The sequence below is a fragment of the Desulfitobacterium dehalogenans ATCC 51507 genome, from assembly GCF_000243155.2.
Lineage (GTDB): Bacteria > Bacillota > Desulfitobacteriia > Desulfitobacteriales > Desulfitobacteriaceae > Desulfitobacterium > Desulfitobacterium dehalogenans.
In genome coordinates this window covers 212,655-233,549 of sequence record NC_018017.1, presented here as the reverse complement: position 1 = coordinate 233,549, position 20,895 = coordinate 212,655, and the positions used below count along the sequence as shown (strand labels likewise).

Genomic DNA, 20,895 nt, shown 5'->3' with positions numbered 1-20,895 from the left:
TTCCATGCTCCGGCTTACTCATTTCTTACTAGGATATAGGATTTGGACTATCAACTTATGTTCTCCGAATTCAGATCCAGCAAGGAGTAAATTTGATCATACACTTCGGAATATCCCTCGACACCTGCAGTTCTTGGTCTTGGCAGCGGGTTGAGGATTACCTTTTTAATTCCCCCGCTCCCCCTTCTCCCCATTACTGCTATACGATCGGAGAGTATTATCGCTTCTTGAATATCGTGGGTTACCAAAACAATCGTAACCCCTGTTTCCAGCCATACTTTTAGCAGCAGGTTCTGGAGGGATAACCTTGTCAAGGCATCCAAACTCCCAAAAGGTTCATCCATGAGCAAAACTCTGGGGTTAAGTGCCAAAGCTCTGGCCATAGCAGCTTTTTGCTTCATTCCTCCGGAAAGTTGATGAGGATAGCTGTCTGCAAATCCGCTCAACTCCACTAAATTAAGATAGTTAAGGGCTATCTCACGGTTAGCGGCACCACTGTCTCCGATACGGTTTATTTGTAAAGGATAGGCAATGTTCTGAATGACGGTTTTCCAGGGAAAGAGCTGGTTAAAATCCTGAAAAATCATCATTCGCTTCACTTCAGGTTTCATAATCTCTTGCCCATCCATGAGCACACTGCCCGAATGAGGATGATCAAACCCGGCAATTTGCCTCAAGAGTGTGGTCTTGCCACAGCCTGAAGGCCCTAAAATGGACAGTACCTCTCCTTGATAGATATCCAGATCGATATTATCCAATACGCTGAGGGTCTCATTAGATCGATGATAATACTTACTCACTGATTTAAGGCGGATTGTTACGTTTAAGTCATTCCCCATTTTTTAGTGGTCCTTTCTTCTATGGCAGCAAAGAAAAAGTCTTCTACGACAATCCCAATCAGGACAATAACGAATAACCCGGCAAAGATCCCGGGAGTATCCATAAACACTCTTTGTTTAAAAATATACCATCCTAAACCGCCGTTTAAACCAACCGCACCAAAGATCATTTCCGCACTGATCAGGGCTCGCCATGCCCTAGCCCAACCGATGCGCAATCCAGATAACACATAGGGGAAGGAAGCCGGAATCATGATATCTTTAATGATGTGAAAATGATTTAACCCCAGATTAAGCCCTGCTTCTTTGTATATAGGGGGTATAGCTTTAAAACCGGCCATAATATTTAAGATCATAGGCCAAATCACCGAATGCACGATAATAACAATGATTGAAACAGTCCCCGTACCAAACCAAATAATGATTAATGGCAAAAGAGCTATTCCCGGTAGGGGATGAGCAATAGCGGTAAGGGTATCCACCAAACCGTGAACACCCTTATGACTGACAGCCAGAGCACTTGCCAGAATTGCCGCCAACAGGCCAATCAGGAGTCCCTGAAGGATTAGGGCCAGTGAAAAACTTGTCTGTAAAAGAATCTCCCCGCTGACAACCGAATTTCCCAAAGCCTTTGCTATCACTAGAAGGGAGGGGAAAATCGCCTCTGGAAAAATACCACTTTGAGCCGTAATCTCCCAAACTGCAAGGATCACAGCGATCCAAAACAGTCGAGTCTTCTGTTTACTGCCGAAATCTTTATTTCTCATTGCCTATCCCATAATACTTCCTCTAGATGAGTCGGTTTACGATTAATATAGCTATATTTTTGCATGAAGTCAGCGAATTTCATGACGCCCTGAACCTCGATGCTAAAGGTCGTATCCGAACGTTCTAGGTAGTTCAATAACTCTTCTCGGTCCATTTGGTAAGCTCTTGCCAGAATGCTCACCGTTTCCGTTGGATTATCTTCCATAAAGTTCAGGGCCTCTTCCAGTGCTTTGAGAAAAGCCTCATAAACTTCAGGCTGCTCCTTATAGAACTTTCCGGTAGTAACACCCACTGCAAAAGTAAATTCTTCCCCCATGACCGCCTGCCCATCCAGAATTTGATGTATTCCTGGTTCGTCTAATTCTTTAAATAAATAAGGCGGGGTCGTAAAATGTGCACTGACCTCACTTCGGGCCAAAAGAGCGCTCATACCATCCGGATGATCGAGGGTAATCAATTGATTATCCAATCGTTTAGGATCACCCCATTCTTTTTCACAAGCCATAGATAATAAAATGTGTTGAATGCTTCCCGGTTGTGGCAAAGCTATTCTGTCTTCCTTCGTAAAATCCCGGATGGATTGAATCGTATCTTTATTTACCACAAGTCCAATGGGGCTGGAGGAAAGACCACAGGCAATCTTCCAGTCCATGCCTTTATCCCAACCGATTAGAAACGGCGGAATGGCCATAAAGCCAATATCCAACTCCCCCGCCAGCATGGCCTCCCGAATTGCTGCGGTATTACCCAGCTGCCGCCAGCTTACTTCGATTCCTGGCACACTCTTTTCAAGGAGTTGTTTTTCCTTCATAATTTGCAAAGGTGCATAGGCAAGACCATACTGTTCTGCAATTTTGATTTGAAGTCGTTTTTCCTGAGCTTCACTTGTCATATTACAGCCTACCAAAGCTAAGCAAAAAAATGTTGCGACAAGAATACTTAAGATAGTTTTCCTCTTCATAAATTTGCCCCCACAACTGTACCAAATCATCTGTTTGCGGATTTCGCAACCAACTTTTGAATTATTTCCTATATAGCAAATCAATGAGCATATTTTCACCCTGTGTATCCCTAATCTCTATTTTTTCGAAGGCTTTCTCTATTTTTAATCTTAAACTTTCAGCAGAATCACTTAGAAATATCATATAGCCGACTCGCTGGGTAGCGTTTTGAATTTCTTGAATAGTACTGCCTATGTGATAATTATACCTACCTGATATAGCCCCCGGTAAAGCCATGATTTCCTTCATGGGAGTCATCATTCCTACTGTCCCCGGCACAGTAAAGATCATCTGAACAGTAGCATGGTTTGTATTCTTATAATAATCGTATCTTTCCAGTGCAGAATAATTGACTTCATGCCCTGTCGCATGATTGATCAACATTTCGAGAACATCTACCCCGGTGAGCACCGGCAATAATTCATCCTCATAAGCTCCGCCAATTCTGCAGGCAATCTCATTGATCTTAATACCTTCCGAGCCGATGAGCATTTGAAAATAAATGGGCCCATTTTCAATCCCAAAAGCCTTGACAATTTTGTCCATAAGTTCTTGGATCTCTCCATGATAAGCAGGCAGATGCTTCGAAGGGAAGTTATGCGCAATGCAAATACCGATATGTAGGTCCCTAGAAATTGTCTGTCGATCGGTAACCGTCAATAGATGAGTTCTCCCATCTCGGACCCAGCCACTTAAGGTGATCTCCTCACTCTCATAAAATTCTTCAACAAGAATTTCTTTTTCCCGAGAATAACTCATAACATTTGGCAATAAACTGCGAATCTGTTGCAAAGAGGATACTTTATAAACACCACGTTGCCCCTGACTATCAAGAGGCTTGATGACTAAGGGAAATCTTAATCCCTTTAACTCATCATCATGGAAATTATTGTTTATGAATCTGAATTCTGCACTGGGAATTTTGTTTTCTTTAAAAATCTTTTTCATTACTTTTTTATGAGTTACGGCTTTAGCCTGCTCAATATCCAAAAAAAATGAAAGCCCTAATTCATTCGCAACCTTGGCACAGGTCAGAACAGGTTGATCTGTCCCTACGGTCAAAATACCGTCTATTTTATATTTTCGGGCTATAGATAGGCACCCTTCCACATCAAATGTACTGGTCAATTCGCCGTAATCGGCAAATTTCTTGCCAGGTGCATCTTCAAAATAGTCGGCAACGATTACTGTATGCCCTTTCTCTTTAGCACGGAGCACACTATTCAGCTGAGTATTGCTTCCTCCTAAAATCAACAGCCTTGCCAAAGATGTTCCCCCTAACATCCTATTATAAGAGGCCTTTACCTTGAATTTGTGCTATTTCATATTGAGGCCGAGAGGTCCGCGCAAACTTGAAAAAAACCGGACCATAATTCAGTAAAATCTTAAGGTAAAGCTGTGCTAATTGTAACATGCTGTAGTTGGAACGGCCAACCTCCCTTTTATGATGCTCAACTTCGATATTAGCTGCTTTGACTTTATGCTTAAAGATAATCGCCGAGATATAAACAAAGGAAGTTTGGTCCTTAATAATCTTATTAACCAAATCTCTATGTACAATACGAAAAGTGCTTACCTTAATTTGCGGAGGTTTGTTAATCATAAGATTAAAAAGCAGATCTCTCAATATCCCGCCCCAATATCGGTAACCTTGTTCTTTTTTAATGTTCAGCGGTGGCAAACCATAAACGATATCATAACCCTCTCGAATTTTAGACCAGAGTTTAATTATCTCCTCTGGTGGATTCTGTAAATCATCATCCATAATTACTGCATATGTCCCAGTTACATAATGCAATCCACACATTAAGGCATTTTGTTGACCAAAATTTCTTTTTAGCTGAATGATCTTAACTTCGGGATCTTTGCTATGGATCTCCATCATTTTGCTAAAACTGTTGTCTTTACTACCATCATCGACCAAGATAATTTCATATTCCAGAGATAGTCTCTTAAAGGTTTCCTTCAGCCGGTAGCAGAGCACTTCTAATGTCTTCCGACTATTATAGACAGGTACAACCACACTGATCTTTTCCATTACAATGCCCCGATAATTGTTTCAACATTTTGGATGACATAGTGCAGCTCCGATTCCGTCATCCCAGAATAAATCGGCAAACGCAGCAAGCACTTCGCGGCTTTCTCCGTAACCGGTAAATCACACGGTTTATAGCCCATTTTTTTACCCATAGGAGAACTATGGAGAGGAAGGTAATGAAAAGAGGCCGCCACTCCTTTACGATTAAATTCTTTTAATACAAAGTCCCTTATTTCTTGAGTATTGAATATTACCCAAAATATATGATAATTTGGATCGCATTCCTGGGGGATCTTCATGATTTTAAGAATTCCCCGCCTCTCATAGGGCTCAAAAGCATTACGATAAACCTTATAAACGGCTTTCCTCTTTTCCGTAATTTCCTGCATATTCTCAAGCTGAGCCAGCAGAACTGCCATTAACAGGTCGGATGGGGAATAACTTGATCCAGTATCAATCCAATTATATTTATTCACATCACCCCGCGAAAAAAGCCAACGATCAGTACCCTTCTGCCTCATGACCTCTGCTTTTTCTATGATTTGAGTGTTTTCTTGATTGACCAGTAAAGCCCCACCCTCACCACAGATATAATTTTTTGTACCATGAAAGCTATAACACCCAAAGTCAGCAATTGTTCCTAAATACTTCCCCCGATATTTCGCATTAACTCCTTGAGCTGCATCTTCTATCACCTTCAAATTATGATTTAAAGCAATTGCCATAATTCTGTCCATATCACAAGCTACCCCGGCATAATGAACCGGTATAATGGCTTTCGTTTTTTCTGTAATTTTTCTCTCAATATCAATGGAGTCAACATTTAAGCTCTCCTGCTTCACTTCAACAAAGACCGGCTTTGCTCCGTTCAGCAATACTGCATTAGCAGTGGAAGCAAAGGTAAAAGAAGGCATAATAACTTCATCCTCAGGTTCCAGACCGATAAGCATGGCCGCCATCTCCAGAGCATGAGTACCTGATGTAGTCATCAAAACCTTTCTTGCTCCAAAATTATCCTCTAACAAGGCGGCTACTCGTTCAGTGTAATAACCATCTCCACTTATTTTACCTCGTTCCAGAGCATCAAGGATATTCCTCTTTTCTTTTTCTGTCCAATAAGGTTTATTACTTGGAATATTCATAGGACCCCTTCTATTTACCTTTCATCAATTTGGTTATCTCTTCCGTCGTCTGGAATGCTGTTCAATGCAGTATATATTTCGAGACCTTTCTGATTATCCCTCTTAGTTTTAACATAAATTATTATAAGCCCCTCGGCCAACCTGGCAACATGCCGTTAAACACAGCTAGAGCAGGGCCTGGGTTTATGTCAAATTGATCACTGGGGGTCTGTTGACAAAAGCATAGATGCTTGTCAGCCAACATCGAGATATGACAAGTAAGTTCAAGATTAGATCATTTCGAAATTACTCATCTAGATGACTCGTCTCAAAACCGGCGTTTTTTCACCATCACTCCCCTTAGACCCTAGAAAATCAAAGGGTATCTCCTTCGACATGGTATAATGGTGTAGGGGGTGGCGCCAATGATGAAAGAGCAACAACACAAACAAAACCGGATGCTTTGTGTCTTTATGGAGGACCTCGTGCCGAAAGGGCACTTTCTGCGCAAGCTGGACGCAGCCATAGATTTCAGCTTTGTCTATGACATCATGAGACCGTTATACAGCGATAAAGGAAGACCGTCGATTGATCCGGTTGTTCTGGTAAAAATGCTCCTGATCGGCTACCTCTACGGAATAGACTCCGAACGGAAGCTGGAACAAGAGATCCTCGTCAATATCGCCTATCGTTGGTTTCTAGGTCTTGACTTAGAAGATAAGGTTCCGGATCACTCGGTCTTTTCTCAAAACCGCAGACGCCGGTTCAAAGATACGGAAGTGTTTCGGGAGATCTTTAATACCGTGGTTGAGCGTTGCGCCGAAGCAGGACTCATCGGCGGTGAATGCGTTGTCATGGATTCCACCCATATTAAAGCCAATGCCGCTAACGGACATGCAGAGAAAGTCCTTCTTGTGGAAGGTCCGAATGACTACTGGCTCAAGCTCAACGACGAGCATGGCGGTCATATCCGGCAAAAAACAGAAGAGGCAGACATGACCTTGACGGTTAAAAAAAAGTCTCTCTCTGATCCTGAAGCCGGGTGAATGCACAGACATCCCAAGCCGGCAGGCTTTCACTACCTTTGCCATCAAAGCTCAGATATCCGCTATGGTATCGTAACCGACGTCCATGTTACGCCGGGGGATGTGACCGACGCCCCCTATTGTGTGGAACGGATAGCTTACCAAAAGAAAGAATGTCGACTTCCTTTCCGCTATGCCGGATTGGATAGCGGCTATGATACAGTGGCAGTTCATCATGGATTACATCAGCTTGGAATAAGAGCCTATATCCCTGTCAATCCTGGTCATACAGCCCATTGGCGTAAAGAAAGAGGACTGTTTACCATTGAGGATTTTCACTATGACGTTCAGAATGACCGTTATATCTGTCCTAACGACTGCACACTGCGTTACATAGGTGTAAGAAAAGCACATTACAGAGTGGATAAAAACTATGTCACACGATCAGAAGATTGTAAAAACTGTCCTTTGAAAAGCCAATGTATTGCCGGGAAGGCGAATTACAAAGAAGTCAGACGGGATTTCTATCAAGAAGATCAGGAACGCCATCACGCCTTAGTCGGAACAGCCTTATACCGCTACGTCATGCGCAAGCGGCAGGTAATATGTGAAGGGAATTTTGCTCTTCAAAAGCGATGTCACAATCTAAGGTTCACTCGCAAGCGAGGCATTGAGAAAGTCCAGGAACAATGCCTCTTTTCGGCAATGGCCCTGAACCTGAAAAGATTGGTGAAGTATGGGACAGCACCGCTCAGGCCAGCTGTCTCCTATCCGCAAATTAAGCTGAGGATAGTAAGTCTGCAGAGAAATCTCTCAGTTAATTATTGTTGATGGTCCTTAATCGCTATGATTTACCCTATTTGTCAACAGACCCCTGGTGACCAATTTGAGCTGTCGATCCGTCAAAAAAGCTTGACCAAGCTCTTCGCTTCTTTCAGCCGGCGGCCGATTTCAGATTCAGTCCATCCTTTCGAATGCGTTACGAAGTTACTTCGCGCGTTCAGTATCCTTTTCCCACAGCGCGCACGCCGCGAAACCAACCTGCGCCGCTCAGTTTTCGTCTGTGGTCTTGCGGCTTGGGCGAAAGCCTCATCCGGCTTTCGTCACCGGATGGTTTCGTATCAGCCCTGAAGGTCTTAACTGACCTGTTCGGGATACGAAATGATGTAGTACATCATTTCGGCCAAGCCACACGGCCACATAAACCAGCTACGTGGCGCCGGCGTAGGGGTGGTACCCCTCCGGTATGTTTTTTCCGCAAGGAAAAAAGCTAACAGCATACTTTAACGAAAAGCAAAAAGACCATCTTATTCAGATGGTCTCTTCGTTACCTGGCAACGACTTACTTTCCCAGGACCCTGCGGTCCAAGTATCATCAGCCCTGAAGGTCTTAACTTCCGTGTTCGGGATGGGAACGGGTGGTACCCCTCCGGTATAGTCACCAGATCTTTATGTGGTTATCTTTGAGCGAACTTCCTGTTCCCTCAAAACTACACAGAGTTGAGTTTTCTTCACTGTAATTAAGCGTCCATCTTTCCTCACCTTAGTCTTGAGCCCCTTAGTGAGGTGACCTTTCCATGACCTTACGTTAGGTCAAGCCCTCGACCGATTAGTACCCGTCCGCTCCATGCGTCGCCGCACTTCCACTCCGGGCCTATCTACCTGATCATCTTTCAGGGGTCTTACCAGCTTACGCTGTGGGAAATCTCATCTTGAGGCCGGCTTCGCGCTTAGATGCTTTCAGCGCTTATCCGATCCGGATATAGCTACCCAGCACTGCCTCTGGCGAGACAACTGGTACACCAGTGATCCGTCCAACCCGGTCCTCTCGTACTAGGGTCAGTTCCTCTCAAATTTCCTGCGCCTGCGACGGATAGGGACCGAACTGTCTCACGACGTTCTGAACCCAGCTCACGTACCGCTTTAATGGGCGAACAGCCCAACCCTTGGGACCTACTACAGCCCCAGGATGCGATGAGCCGACATCGAGGTGCCAAACCTCCCCGTCGATATGGACTCTTGGGGGAGATAAGCCTGTTATCCCCAGGGTAGCTTTTATCCGTTGAGCGATGGCCCTTCCACTCGGTACCACCGGATCACTAAGCCCGACTTTCGTCCCTGCTCGACTTGTTGGTCTCGCAGTCAAGCTCCCTTGTGCCTTTACACTCTTCGCGCGATTTCCATCCGCGCTGAGGGAACCTTTGGGCGCCTCCGTTACTCTTTAGGAGGCGACCGCCCCAGTCAAACTGCCCACCTGACACGGTCCCCAACCCCGATTCAGGGGCCTAGGTTAGAACTTCAGTACAAAAAGAGTGGTATCCCACCTGTGACTCCACCAAGGCTGGCGCCCTAGCTTCTTAGTCTCCCACCTATCCTGTACATTTCATACCAAAGTCCAATGTCAAGCTACAGTAAAGCTCCATGGGGTCTTTCTGTCCTGTCGCAGGTAACCCGCATCTTCACGGGTATTACAATTTCGCCGAGTCCCTCGTTGAGACAGTGTCCAGATCGTTACGCCTTTCGTGCGGGTCAGAACTTACCTGACAAGGAATTTCGCTACCTTAGGACCGTTATAGTTACGGCCGCCGTTTACTGGGGCTTCAATTCAAAGCTTCGCTCTTTCGGGCTAACCTCTCCTCTTAACCTTCCAGCACCGGGCAGGCGTCAGCTCCTATACTTCTCTTTTCAGATTGGCAGGAACCTGTGTTTTTGATAAACAGTCGCCTGGACCTCTTCTCTGCGGCTCTATCTCTAGAGCACCCCTTCTCCCGAAGTTACGGGGTCATTTTGCCGAGTTCCTTAACGAGGGTTTTCTCGCGCGCCTTAGGATTCTCTCCTTACCTACCTGTGTCGGTTTACGGTACGGGCACTAAGTAAGCTCGCTAGAGGCTTTTCTTGACAGCTTGGAGTCGGTTACTTCGCTACTTATTTCGCTCCCCATCACCTTTTAGGTTTATTCGCGAGACGGATTTGCCTATCTCACACCCTACGGGCTTGGGCGTGCTCAACCAACGGCACGCTTAACCTATCCTTCTGTGTCACCCCATCGCTCAAACGCTTCTCAGTGGTACTGGAATCTCAACCAGTTGTCCATCGCCTACGCTTTACGCCTCGGCTTAGGTCCCGACTTACCCTGGGCGGACGAGCCTTCCCCAGGAATCCTTAGGTTTTCGGCGGGTGAGATTCTCACTCACCTTTTCGCATACTCATACCGGCATTCTCACTTCTATTCACTCCACCAGACCTCACAGTCTGACTTCGCTGCGAATAGAACGCTCCCCTACCCCTGGAACGGAATTATTAAACCCTTAGCTTTTCTTGAGCCCCTTGAGGACATTTGGAAATTTTGCTTTCATTCAAGCCTTTGTCTTCCTCATTGGAAGCAAAATTCCTCATGCAACTTCCCTTAGTGCTCCTTTTCTAAAGACTTAATAATTCCGTTCCAAGCCATAGCTTCGGTGATACGCTTGAGCCCCGTTACATTTTCGGCGCAGAACCACTCGACCAGTGAGCTATTACGCACTCTTTAAATGGTGGCTGCTTCTGAGCCAACATCCTGGTTGTCTATGCAATTCCACATCCTTTTCCACTTAGCGTATACTTGGGGACCTTAGCTGATGGTCTGGGCTGTTTCCCTTTTGACTATGAAGCTTATCCCCCACAGTCTGACTCCCAATCTAAATTCTTGGCATTCTGAGTTTGATAAGGTTCGGTAACCCGGTAAGGCCCCTAGCCTATTCAGTGCTTTACCGCCAAGAATCATTAATTGAGGCTAGCCCTAAAGCTATTTCGGGGAGAACCAGCTATCTCCGTGTTCGATTGGAATTTCTCCCCTACCCACAGCTCATCCCCTGTCTTTTCAACGACAGTGAGTTCGGGCCTCCAGTGGGTTTTACCCCACCTTCACCCTGTCCATGGGTAGATCACACGGTTTCGGGTCTACAGCATGTAACTCATCGCCCTCTTCAGACTCGCTTTCGCTTCGGCTCCGACTTCTCGTCTTAACCTTGCTACATACCGTAACTCGCCGGTTCATTCTACAAAAGGCACGCCATCACACCTTTATGGTGCTTTGACTGCTTGTAAGCGTACGGTTTCAGGTTCTCTTTCACTCCCCTCCCGGGGTGCTTTTCACCTTTCCCTCACGGTACTGGTTCGCTATCGGTCGCTAAGGAGTATTTAGCCTTGGGAGGTGGTCCTCCCAGCTTCCCACGGGGTTTCACGTGTCCCGCGGTACTCAGGATACCCTCACAGTCTTTCTCTCTTTCGCCTACAGGAGTGTTACCTTCTTTGCTCGGCCTTTCCAGACCTCTTCGACTAGAGATACAGACTTAATAGAGGGTCCTACAACCCCAACCCCCGAAGGGATTGGTTTGGGCTGTTCCCGTTTCGCTCGCCGCTACTCAGGGAATCGATTATTCTTTCTCTTCCTCCGGGTACTTAGATGTTTCAGTTCCCCGGGTTGTCTTCTGCAACCTATGGATTCAGTTACAGATATCCAGATATGACTCTGGATGGGTTGCCCCATTCGGATATCCACGGATCAAGGCATGCTTACTGCTCCCCGTGGCGTTTCGCCGCTCGCCGCGTCCTTCTTCGACTCTTAGCGCCTAGGCATCCACCGTACGCCCTTAGTAGCTTGACCAAACGTTTTTTGCCGCCACTTCTAGGTTTTAGATGTTATCCTAATTACAGTTTTCTTCTTCTCTGTGCAGTTTTCAAAGAACATGGGCTGATTTCTCAGCGGATTGTTAGTTTAGCATTTTTCAGCTTTACTTTCAATCTGTAATTTTTGCCAATTCAAAAGATTGCTCAATGAGCTTCCTTATTTTTGGTCAAAAAAATATTGAGTTTCCATTGCTGGTCCCTCAAAACTAAACAACAAGTTAGCTTTTAACTTCAACAGCTTCATTTCTCATACTTTACGGATTGCTCCGTTTTGCCTCTTCGGCTTTCAGAAGTCTCTTAGACTTCTCCAACTTTGAATCGTTTCACTTCATTGCTTCCATGACGTCCTTCAAAGCATCGACCTTAGGATATGCTCACTACCAGAGTGAACATGTCTCCTTAGAAAGGAGGTGATCCAGCCGCACCTTCCGATACGGCTACCTTGTTACGACTTCACCCCAATCATCGGCCCCACCTTCGACGGCTAGCTCCCAAAAGGGTTACCTCACCGGCTTCGGGTGTTGCAGACTTTCGTGGTGTGACGGGCGGTGTGTACAAGGCCCGGGAACGTATTCACCGCAGTATGCTGACCTGCGATTACTAGCGATTCCGACTTCATGTTCTCGAGTTGCAGAGAACAATCCGAACTGAGACCAGCTTTCTCGGATTTGCTCCACCTCACGGCTTCGCTTCCGTCTGTACTGGCCATTGTAGCACGTGTGTAGCCCAAGACATAAGGGGCATGATGATTTGACGTCATCCCCACCTTCCTCCGGTTTGTCACCGGCAGTCTGTCTAGAGTGCCCAACCTTACTTGCTGGCAACTAAACATAGGGGTTGCGCTCGTTGCGGGACTTAACCCAACATCTCACGACACGAGCTGACGACAACCATGCACCACCTGTCTCATAGCTCCCCGAAGGGCACTCCCATGTTTCCACGGGATTCTATGGATGTCAAGCCTTGGTAAGGTTCTTCGCGTTGCGTCGAATTAAACCACATGCTCCACCGCTTGTGCGGGCCCCCGTCAATTCCTTTGAGTTTCAACCTTGCGGCCGTACTCCCCAGGCGGAGTGCTTAGTGTGTTAACTGCGGCACAGAGGGGGTCGATACCCTCTACACCTAGCACTCATCGTTTACGGCGTGGACTACCAGGGTATCTAATCCTGTTTGCTCCCCACGCTTTCGCGCCTCAGCGTCAGTTACAGTCCAGAAAGTCGCCTTCGCCACTGGTGTTCCTCCACATATCTACGCATTTCACCGCTACACGTGGAATTCCACTTTCCTCTCCTGTCCTCAAGATAACCAGTTTCCGATGCAGTCCCAGGGTTGAGCCCTAGGTTTTCACACCAGACTTAATCATCCGCCTACGCGCCCTTTACGCCCAATGATTCCGGACAACGCTTGCCCCCTACGTATTACCGCGGCTGCTGGCACGTAGTTAGCCGGGGCTTCCTCCTCAGGTACCGTCATGCAAGTACAATATTTTCATACCTGCCGTTCGTCCCTGAAGACAGTACTTTACAACCCGAAGGCCTTCGTCGTACACGCGGCGTTGCTCCGTCAGACTTTCGTCCATTGCGGAAGATTCCCCACTGCTGCCTCCCGTAGGAGTCTGGGCCGTGTCTCAGTCCCAGTGTGGCCGTTCACCCTCTCAGGCCGGCTACTGATCGTCGCCTTGGTAGGCCTTTACCCCACCAACTAGCTAATCAGACGCGGATCCATCCATTAACGATAGCATGTTCAGAGGCCATCTTTCCTTATCCCATGATGCCATGAGATAAGCTTATCCGGTATTAGCCCTCGTTTCCAAGGGTTGTCCCGGTCTATTGGGTAGGTTATCCACGCGTTACTCACCCGTCCGCCACTAACTAACGTCTAGCACTCAGTGTTCTTCATGTTCTTTCTAATAAACTGTGTTGGCACTTTATAATGCGTGGAGCTCTCTCTTCGTTCCACTACGTTCGAGCTCTCGCTTTAACCAACTTCACTGAACACTCAGTGCTAAACGTTAGTCCGTTCGACTTGCATGTGTTAGGCACGCCGCCAGCGTTCGTCCTGAGCCAGGATCAAACTCTCCATAAAATTTATGAAGAAAATTTGATTGCTCAAATTGTCTTTACTCATTTGACGAGTCATTGGCTGTTCCTTGTTGTTTAGTTTTCAAAGACCATCTTTTCTTTCGCCACTCTCGGTGACGGAACCTTAGTTTAGCAGATTTGCTCGTTTGCGTCAACTACCAATTTCTTCATTGTTTTTAGCCTCTCGGCATCTTATGAATTCTTGATATTATAACCCTCTTGAGCAACTGCCCCTGCACCATCCGACCCCTTAGTCCGATGATTTTTAAAAGCTCGCCTTACTAGCGGCGACATTTATAGATTTTATCAAAGCGTCTTCGAAAAGTCAACATCTTTTTTTAATTTCTATAAAAGACTTTTAAAAGCTCCCTCATGGCACAAGTTCTTTCCACGAGGCTTTGTCATAATATCACTGAAATATAACTATGTCAACACACTATTTTTAATCACTTAGTTTTCACCTGATTATAGGAACAAAGCTGCAGTCAGAATATTATCCAATATCCTAATATCGCAAAGGAGCTCTCCCCAAACGTCAAAAAAGCACGGCGAGTGTTCCACTGCCGTGCTGATTCCTATCCGAGCAATTTCATTAAGTAATAATTCTTCTTGCCCCGTCGAATGACGATAAACCGGTTTTCAATTTTATCCAACTGGGCCACGGTAAGGGCTGTATCGGTCTGCCGAATACCATTTACATACACCGCTCCGCTCTCCATGGATTCCCGGGCTTGTCTCCTGGAGGATACTGCACCCACCTTAATCAGTGCATCCACGAGAAGCATCTCCTGATTCTCCACATCAGCAGAAGGTACATCACTAAAGCCTTCTTCCACTTCAACGGCGGTTAGATTTTCAATCCCCCCGGTAAATAAAGCCTGGGAAATCTTCTCAGCCCGCTCGCGAGCTTCAACCCCATGGACCAGCTCGGTTACTTCCTTGGCCAGCATCCTCTGGGCATTTCGTTTTTCCGGTTGGTTCTCCACTTCCTGAGCTAAGCCATGGATTTCTTCAATGGAAAGGAAGGTAAAGAAATTAAGGTACTTCACCACATCCCGGTCGTCGGTGTTTATCCAGAATTGATAGAACTTATAAGGCGAGGTCTTATTCGGATCCAGCCAGACCGCTCCGCCTTCCGTCTTACCAAACTTGGTTCCATCACTTTTGGTAACCAAAGGTACCGTCAAGCCGTGAATCTGACGATCTTCTCCCACAGACATCCGGCGAATCAGGTCCGTCCCTGAGGTGATATTTCCCCATTGGTCACTGCCACCGATTTGCATCTCACAGCTATAAAGCTCGTTGAGCTTGAGAAAATCATAAGATTGCAGAATCTGATAGCTGAATTCCGTGAAGGAAATCCCACGACTCATTCTTGATTCCACGGATTCCTTAGCTAACATGGTTCCCAAAGAAAAGTTCTTCCCGATATCCCTTAGGAATTCGATAACATTGATTGTTCCCAGCCATTCATAGTTATTGGCCATAATAGCTGGATTCTCGATTCCGTCAAAATCAAGGAAGCAACTCAGTTGTTCCTTAATCCGATCAGCCCATTCCTGAACCACCTCCGTAGGATTCAGGGTCCTCTCGCTGGTTTTGCCGCTGGGATCGCCGATTAAGCCGGTTCCCCCGCCCACCAGCGCAATGGGGCGGTGTCCCGCAAGTTGAAAGCGTCTGAGCATTAAGACGGGCAGCAGATGGCCGATATGTAAACTATCCGCAGTCGGATCAAAACCACAATACAAGGTCATGGGTGATTCAAGACGCTTATGCAATGCGTCTTCGTCCGTTGTTTGATAGACTAAACCTCTGGCTTTTAAATCATCGAGAATATTCATGCCTTTCATTCCCCCCTAATTCTTATTATTATACTGTTTTATGACTTCCATATCAACTCGTAAAGATCTATACACAATAGGCCTTTGAACTTGTCCCATAATCTAGAGATTTTGTTAATAACGAAAATATGTTATAATTCTGCTGTGACGAAGTACACTTAAACAGTGTACTTTTTCATCATGTTGTTCACCGGAACAAGACTTGGAAAATTATTATTAATTCAGGAGGGACAAGATATGGCATCTCCCCCAAAAAAAACTCCACCGAAAAGACCTCGAAAGAAGAAGCGTGTTTCAAAATTACGGGTCTTTTTAGTGAGTTTTGGCTCCGTATTCACATTGGCTTGTATAGCCTTATTGATTTATGTCCTGTACGTTGTCGCTGGAACCCCGGATTGGCATCCCGATACCTTGACCAACCAAAAGCAAACTTCCTTTGTCTATGATATGGACGAGAATCAAATTGCCGAGCTCCATGCCGCAGAGAATCGGCAGATGGTGGATTCATCAGAGATTCCCCAGCTTGTAAAAGACACGTTTATAGCTGTGGAAGACAAACGGTTTAACGATCATTTTGGTGTGGATCCCATCCGGATTGCGGGTTCCCTGATCGCCGACTTGAAAAGTCAGTCTTGGAAAGAAGGCGCCAGCACCATTACCATGCAGCTTGCCAACAATGCCTTCATTGAGAACCCTCGGGAAAAAACCCTGGTTCGCAAGCTTCAACAAGCAGCTCTGGCTATCCAACTGGAAAGGGAGTACACAAAAGACGAAATCCTCACCTTTTATCTTAATCGCATCTTTTTCGGTGAATCCTCTTTCGGTATTCAAGCTGCCGCCAAGACCTATTTTGGCAAAGATCTCAAGGAGCTGGATCCTGATGAAATCGCACTTCTTGCCGGGTTGCCACAGGCTCCCAGCGGCTATAACCCCTATTATCACCCTGAAGAAGCTAAAAAACGCCGAACAATCGTACTCGGCGTAATGAGGGACGCAGACCTTATTACAGCCGATGAGTATGAGCAATACAAAGACTCGCCTTTTGAGCATGTGGAAAACGTCAAGGCCAACCGGGCCGAATCGGAAAAACCGCTGGTTGCCGGTACTAATTATCAATATCCTTATTTTGTCGATCATGTCATTGAAGAGCTCATCAATGAACACGGTCTTACAGAGGACCAAATCTTCAACGGCGGCTTAAGAATCTATACCACTGTAGACACGAAGATTCAGGCAGCAGCAGAGAAGGAATTTGCCAATGCTGCGAACTTCCCGCAAAGTGTGGACGAAATCCCCGTTCAAGGAGCTATGACCGTCCTTGATCCCAAGACAGGCGCCATTCGGGCTTTAGTGGGCGGCCGGGATCACAGTACAGCCCGAGGATTAAACCGGGCCACCCAAGCCCGCCGCCAACCCGGTTCAACCGTTAAGCCTTTGGTGGTCTATGCCCCGGCCCTTGAAAAAGGCGGCTTTTTCCCAGGAACGGTCCTGGACGATATGCCTGTTAAGTATAATGCCGGCAATGGCCAAGTATGGGCTCCCGTCAACTACGATACCGAGTACGCCGGTTGGCGCGGTCTTATAACAATGCGTTTTGCCGTGCAAAACTCCGTCAACGTCTATGCGGTCAAACTTATGAATCAGGTAGGTATAGAATACAGTTGGAACTTTGCCAAAAACAGTCTTGGACTCCCCTTAGAAGAAAGCGATAAGGTCTTGAGCTTATCTCTGGGAACCAATCATATGTCCACCTTGGATATGGCTTCCGCCTATGGTGTGTTTGCCAATAACGGGGTTCGGGTGGCCCCTCATGCAATAGATAAAGTGCTGGACTCCAACGGCAAAGAAGTCCTCGTTCCACAGATTACCAAGGAACGAACCATGAAGGAAACCTCCGCTTATCTTATGAACAGCATGCTGCGCAGCGTCGTCACCAGCGGAACGGGAACCCGGGCTCAATTTGGTAATTGGGCTGTTGCCGGTAAAACGGGAACCACTTCTCTGGACCCGGATATTTACGGTTATCGTACCGGTAACCCCGATGCCTGGTTTGCAGGCTATACACCTGAGTATGTAGGCATAGTCTGGATGGGCTATGATAAAGACCCTGACAAGAATCACTATCTCCGTAAAGTTTACGGCGGCCAGTATCCGGCCCAAATCTGGAAAAATGTCATGACCACGGCCCATGAAGGCTTGACTGTACAGACAGAATTCCAGCAACCTTCCGGTATAGTCAGCGGTGACTTCGATACAAAATCCGGATTAATACCCAGCAGTTTGACACCCAAGGATTTTATCCGCAGAGAGATTGCTGCTCAAGGTGATTTCCCCACCCGTGTCAGTGATGTTTGGGTAGAAAAAGAAATCGATAAAGATCATCCTGAATATCTTGCCGGTACAGGCACCATTAATAAAGAGAAAAAAGTGTTCCTTAACATCACCGGCCGTGATCCTGAGGTCACTTGGCCAAGCGATGAGCAGCCCTATAAGATGCCTGAGCAAGAATATAACGAAACGCCTCCTCCCAGCGAGACGACCTCCCCGCCGGCAGGGGATCCCAGCATCCCGATTCCGACCCTGGGAGCTGTGGCTTATGATGCAGCCCAAAGCTTGGTAACCATCCCTGTAGCCTTTCCTGAGGGAAGCGAAGGACTCAGCCTCATCGTGTATGTGAAATTCCCTAACCGTGATTTTGTTCAGCCCTTCTCCAGCGATGCCCAGCCCGGAGTATCAGATCAGATTCATATTCCCTTAAGCATAGAGGGTGAACCTCCCTCACCGGGTAATTATAGTTTCTGGGCATGCTTACGAGACCCCGAAAGCGGTGCAACCAGCCCCCCTTCCAAAGTAGCTATCCTGACTATTACAGACTAAAGAATAGCAAAAGTCCGTGTGAAACTTAGATTTTCACACGGACTTTTGCATAACAGATTTTATATGGGCTTTTTCACTTTGTTATGTGTCGAGTTCAAAGCAACTTATGTTTAATAACGCCCATCCTTGGCTTCTGACAGAATCGCTTACTTCTTCTTAATCGCTAAGAAGTAGATGATTGCCAGAATAACGACGACTCCACCAACAACAATCCATGGGCTCATGGGCTCATGGGCCTCTGCAGGCTCTTCAGTAGGTTGCTCAGCTGGAGCTTCTGTTGGAGTCTTATCCGGAGATTCTACTGGTGTTTCAGACGGAGTCTCTGCCGGAGTCCCCGCTGGAGTCTCTGCCCCACCGCCAAAACCTTCTTCGTGACATGGAGTACAGGTTTTGCCATCCGGACTCAAGTCAGGATAAGCGTTTGTGTTCGCTGCCGAACTTAAGAACAGTCCAACGGAAAGGCTTAAAAACAGCGCAAACATCACTAGAAACCGACCTTTTTTACTCATTTCTACTCACCCCCCTAGGTAGTATAATATCACCAACAACTTGCACGAACAAGTACGTTCTTGGAATAATCCAAAAACTTTTTATTTGTGAAAGATAGCATTTTGGATTATTTGACTGCTCTTAAGTCAGGATGCTCTTGTAACTTATTATAAATCGTCTTTCGGGTTACACCTAATTTCTCAGCCGCCGCAGTGACATTACCGCCGACAGATTTGAGTACATGATCGATAATTATAGCCTCGGCTGTGTATAAGAGCCCTTGTTCTTGTTTCTTCAGACCTTTGGTCAGGACATCTTCCACCAAGCCTCTAACTTGATAGTTTTGATAAGATTCTTGGATTCTCTTAGATAAATAGTCAGCCTTCAGAGTCGTACCTGCTCCCATCAAAATGATAGCTCGCTCGATAGAGTGCTCCAATTCTCGGACATTTCCCCGCCAGGAGTAATTTTCAAGGGCGTCCACAAACTCTTGATCCATCTCAATGGTTTGCCTCAGGCTATATTTACGAGAGAATTTCTCGATAAATTCTTTCGTCAAAAGCAGGATATCTTCCCTGCGTTGTCTCAAAGCAGGTAATTCAATAATGAAAGTACTAATGCGGAAATAGAGATCCTCCCGGAATAACCCCTTATCCGACTCTTCCAGAAGGTCCTTCTTCGTAGCCGAGATTAAGCGGATATCCACAGAGATTTCTTTGGTACTCCCCACCTTTTGGACTTTCCCTGTAGAAAGAACCCTCAGAAGTTTAATTTGATCCTGAACGGGCATGCTTTCTATTTCATCTAGAAATAAGGTTCCCCCGGAGGCCGCTTCGATCTTACCTACTTTACCACCTTTTAAGGCTCCTGTAAAGGAACCCTCCTCATAGCCAAAAAGCTCACTTTCCACCAACTCCGCAGGAATAGCCCCGCAATTAATAGCAATAAAAGGCCTCTCCCGGCGTGGACTGGCTGCGTGGATGGCCTGGGCAAACATTTCCTTTCCTGTTCCATTCTCCCCGAAGATCAGGACCGGAACAGAAGTACCTGCCACATTCAACCCAGTGGATTTTGCTTCGTTTAATTCAGCACTGTTGCCTACGATATCTTCAAAGCTATATAAGCCATCAGTAGCCTTGAGATCTTGACCATTCTCCCCAAGTCGTTGAGGGAGTAACTGTTTTTCTTCTAAGGTGATGACTTTGCTCTTTACGATCTTACCTTCATCCAAGATGCTGCTGTTTAATATGAAGGTCTTACCATTCACCTTAATCTCTTGGCGGGCAGACGCTGAATCCCAATCTTCTTGGGAGAAGAACTCGCTTAATTTCTTTAAGGGATTCTTTCCTTTGCTCAGATTCACCAGGGTTTGAAATTTCTCGTTATAGTGAACCGATTTTTTATGATTGACATAAGCCACGCCTTGAGGAAGCAGATCAATAATATCCTTGATTTTCTTTTCATGCTGCTGGGTAATCGGTAAGTAAAGTCTATCAAAGACCTGGGCAAGATAAGTGACCATCCAATAGGCTTCCTGAGCTCTTTCACAATCTCTTAAACCAATGGCGATTGCTCCCAGGACCTCACCTTGGGGATCGTGAATCGGGGCCGCTACCCCAACCCCTTCTATGTAAGGCCGGTCTTGGTAGTTCAGAGGACTGACCAAAGCAACCGGCCTGTTCTCCGCTAAGGCAAGGGCAGTAGTTGTGGTTCCCACCGTTCTCTCTGAACATTCTCCGATGAGATTGGCAAAAGGACTCCCTATATTATCATGGATTTGCTTGGTAAACCCCCCTCTTGCGGCAAAGGAAAAGGTAAACCCTTCATAATCAATTAATTCTATAGCGTGTTTAATAAAGAAATGATACCGCTCTAAGTACTCTATAAGACGGTTAAGGTCATCGCTTCTCGACTTATCTATGGGATGATGACAAGGTTTTTCAAAGGGATTCACCCCGTATTGCTGACTTCGAACCCATGAATTATAAACTCCTTTGGGAACAATGCGCTGATCCACAGGCTTGCCTTTCATAAAAAGCTCCCGCTGATCTCTGCATTTTTCCAGATAGGCTTTTTCTGTCCCTTGACTTATCCTTTGAAAAAGTTCGTGAGCATTCATGGGGCTCCCTCCATTCAACTATATACGG

At 46.2% G+C, this 20,895-nt stretch carries 10 protein-coding genes, 3 rRNA genes and 1 pseudogene; 2 read left to right on the top strand and 12 right to left on the bottom strand.

The genetic code is table 11. From position 1 onward, the window contains the following. Positions 1–50 precede the first annotated feature (50 nt). From DESDE_RS01105 to rffA, 6 genes are all read right to left on the bottom strand, one after another. The gene (locus DESDE_RS01105; protein ID WP_242831301.1) at positions 51–800 is read right to left on the bottom strand and encodes an ABC transporter ATP-binding protein; all 750 of its coding nucleotides are present in this window, start codon (positions 798–800) and stop codon (positions 51–53) included. A 23-nt stretch (positions 801–823) separates the two neighbouring features. Continuing rightward, a complete protein-coding gene (locus DESDE_RS01100; protein ID WP_014792200.1) occupies positions 824–1,606 on the bottom strand; it encodes an ABC transporter permease in 783 nt (260 codons plus the stop codon). Beyond that, the gene (locus DESDE_RS01095; protein WP_014792199.1) at positions 1,603–2,568 is read right to left on the bottom strand and encodes an ABC transporter substrate-binding protein; all 966 of its coding nucleotides are present in this window, start codon (positions 2,566–2,568) and stop codon (positions 1,603–1,605) included. The genes DESDE_RS01100 and DESDE_RS01095 overlap by 4 nt, the downstream gene beginning before the upstream one ends. 61 nt (positions 2,569–2,629) lie before the next feature. After that, positions 2,630–3,874, bottom strand: a complete 1,245-nt coding sequence (locus tag DESDE_RS01090; protein WP_014792198.1) for an ATP-grasp domain-containing protein — start codon at positions 3,872–3,874, stop codon at positions 2,630–2,632. A gap of 22 nt (positions 3,875–3,896) precedes the next feature. Further along, positions 3,897–4,646, bottom strand: coding sequence for a glycosyltransferase family 2 protein (locus tag DESDE_RS01085; protein ID WP_014792197.1), 750 nt, complete (start codon positions 4,644–4,646; stop codon positions 3,897–3,899). Beyond that, entirely contained in the window at positions 4,646–5,788 is a 1,143-nt protein-coding gene (rffA, locus tag DESDE_RS01080; protein ID WP_014792196.1) for a dTDP-4-amino-4,6-dideoxygalactose transaminase, read from the bottom strand. Before rffA ends, DESDE_RS01085 begins: the two co-directional genes overlap by 1 nt. 404 nt (positions 5,789–6,192) lie before the next feature. On the opposite strand from rffA, the pseudogene DESDE_RS22945 reads away from it, so the two are divergent. Continuing rightward, positions 6,193–7,623, top strand: a pseudogene (locus DESDE_RS22945) (transposase). A gap of 498 nt (positions 7,624–8,121) precedes the next feature. On the opposite strand, the gene rrf reads toward DESDE_RS22945, so the two are convergent. The 4 genes from rrf to tyrS form a co-directional block, all read right to left on the bottom strand. Then, a 5S ribosomal RNA gene (rrf, locus tag DESDE_RS01070) occupies positions 8,122–8,238 on the bottom strand. A gap of 143 nt (positions 8,239–8,381) precedes the next feature. Then, positions 8,382–11,437, bottom strand: a 23S ribosomal RNA gene (locus tag DESDE_RS01065). Positions 11,438–11,863: 426 nt separating this feature from the next. Next, positions 11,864–13,545, bottom strand: a 16S ribosomal RNA gene (locus tag DESDE_RS01060). The 16S, 23S and 5S rRNA genes sit together here, the layout of an rRNA operon. A 571-nt stretch (positions 13,546–14,116) precedes the next feature. Continuing rightward, entirely contained in the window at positions 14,117–15,382 is a 1,266-nt protein-coding gene (gene tyrS, locus DESDE_RS01055; protein ID WP_014792194.1) for a tyrosine--tRNA ligase, read from the bottom strand. 237 nt (positions 15,383–15,619) lie between these two features. Between tyrS and DESDE_RS01050 the strand changes: the two genes are divergently transcribed. Then, positions 15,620–18,259 (top strand): transglycosylase domain-containing protein, encoded by a 2,640-nt coding sequence (locus DESDE_RS01050; protein WP_014792193.1) that lies wholly within the window; start codon positions 15,620–15,622, stop codon positions 18,257–18,259. A 146-nt stretch (positions 18,260–18,405) separates the two neighbouring features. Here DESDE_RS01050 and DESDE_RS01045 read toward each other — a convergent pair whose 3' ends face one another. Together DESDE_RS01045 and DESDE_RS01040 are read right to left on the bottom strand one after the other, a co-directional pair. Then, a complete protein-coding gene (locus DESDE_RS01045) occupies positions 18,406–18,768 on the bottom strand; it encodes a hypothetical protein (RefSeq protein WP_014792192.1) in 363 nt (120 codons plus the stop codon). Positions 18,769–18,875: 107 nt separating this feature from the next. Next, positions 18,876–20,867, bottom strand: a complete 1,992-nt coding sequence (locus DESDE_RS01040; RefSeq protein ID WP_014792191.1) for a sigma-54 interaction domain-containing protein — start codon at positions 20,865–20,867, stop codon at positions 18,876–18,878. Positions 20,868–20,895: the final 28 nt, after the last annotated feature.

What these genes read in the sequence shown, in the direction of transcription:
- DESDE_RS01095 (WP_014792199.1), bottom strand. Translation starts at nt 2,568, where the DNA reads ATGAAGAGGAAAACTATCTTAAGTATTCTTGTCGCAACATTTTTTTGC.
- DESDE_RS01050 (WP_014792193.1), top strand. Translation starts at nt 15,620, where the DNA reads ATGGCATCTCCCCCAAAAAAAACTCCACCGAAAAGACCTCGAAAGAAG.
- tyrS (WP_014792194.1), bottom strand. Translation starts at nt 15,382, where the DNA reads ATGAATATTCTCGATGATTTAAAAGCCAGAGGTTTAGTCTATCAAACA.
- DESDE_RS01085 (WP_014792197.1), bottom strand. Translation starts at nt 4,646, where the DNA reads ATGGAAAAGATCAGTGTGGTTGTACCTGTCTATAATAGTCGGAAGACA.
- rffA (WP_014792196.1), bottom strand. Translation starts at nt 5,788, where the DNA reads ATGAATATTCCAAGTAATAAACCTTATTGGACAGAAAAAGAAAAGAGG.
- DESDE_RS01040 (WP_014792191.1), bottom strand. Translation starts at nt 20,867, where the DNA reads ATGAATGCTCACGAACTTTTTCAAAGGATAAGTCAAGGGACAGAAAAA.
- DESDE_RS01100 (WP_014792200.1), bottom strand. Translation starts at nt 1,606, where the DNA reads ATGAGAAATAAAGATTTCGGCAGTAAACAGAAGACTCGACTGTTTTGG.
- DESDE_RS01045 (WP_014792192.1), bottom strand. Translation starts at nt 18,768, where the DNA reads ATGAGTAAAAAAGGTCGGTTTCTAGTGATGTTTGCGCTGTTTTTAAGC.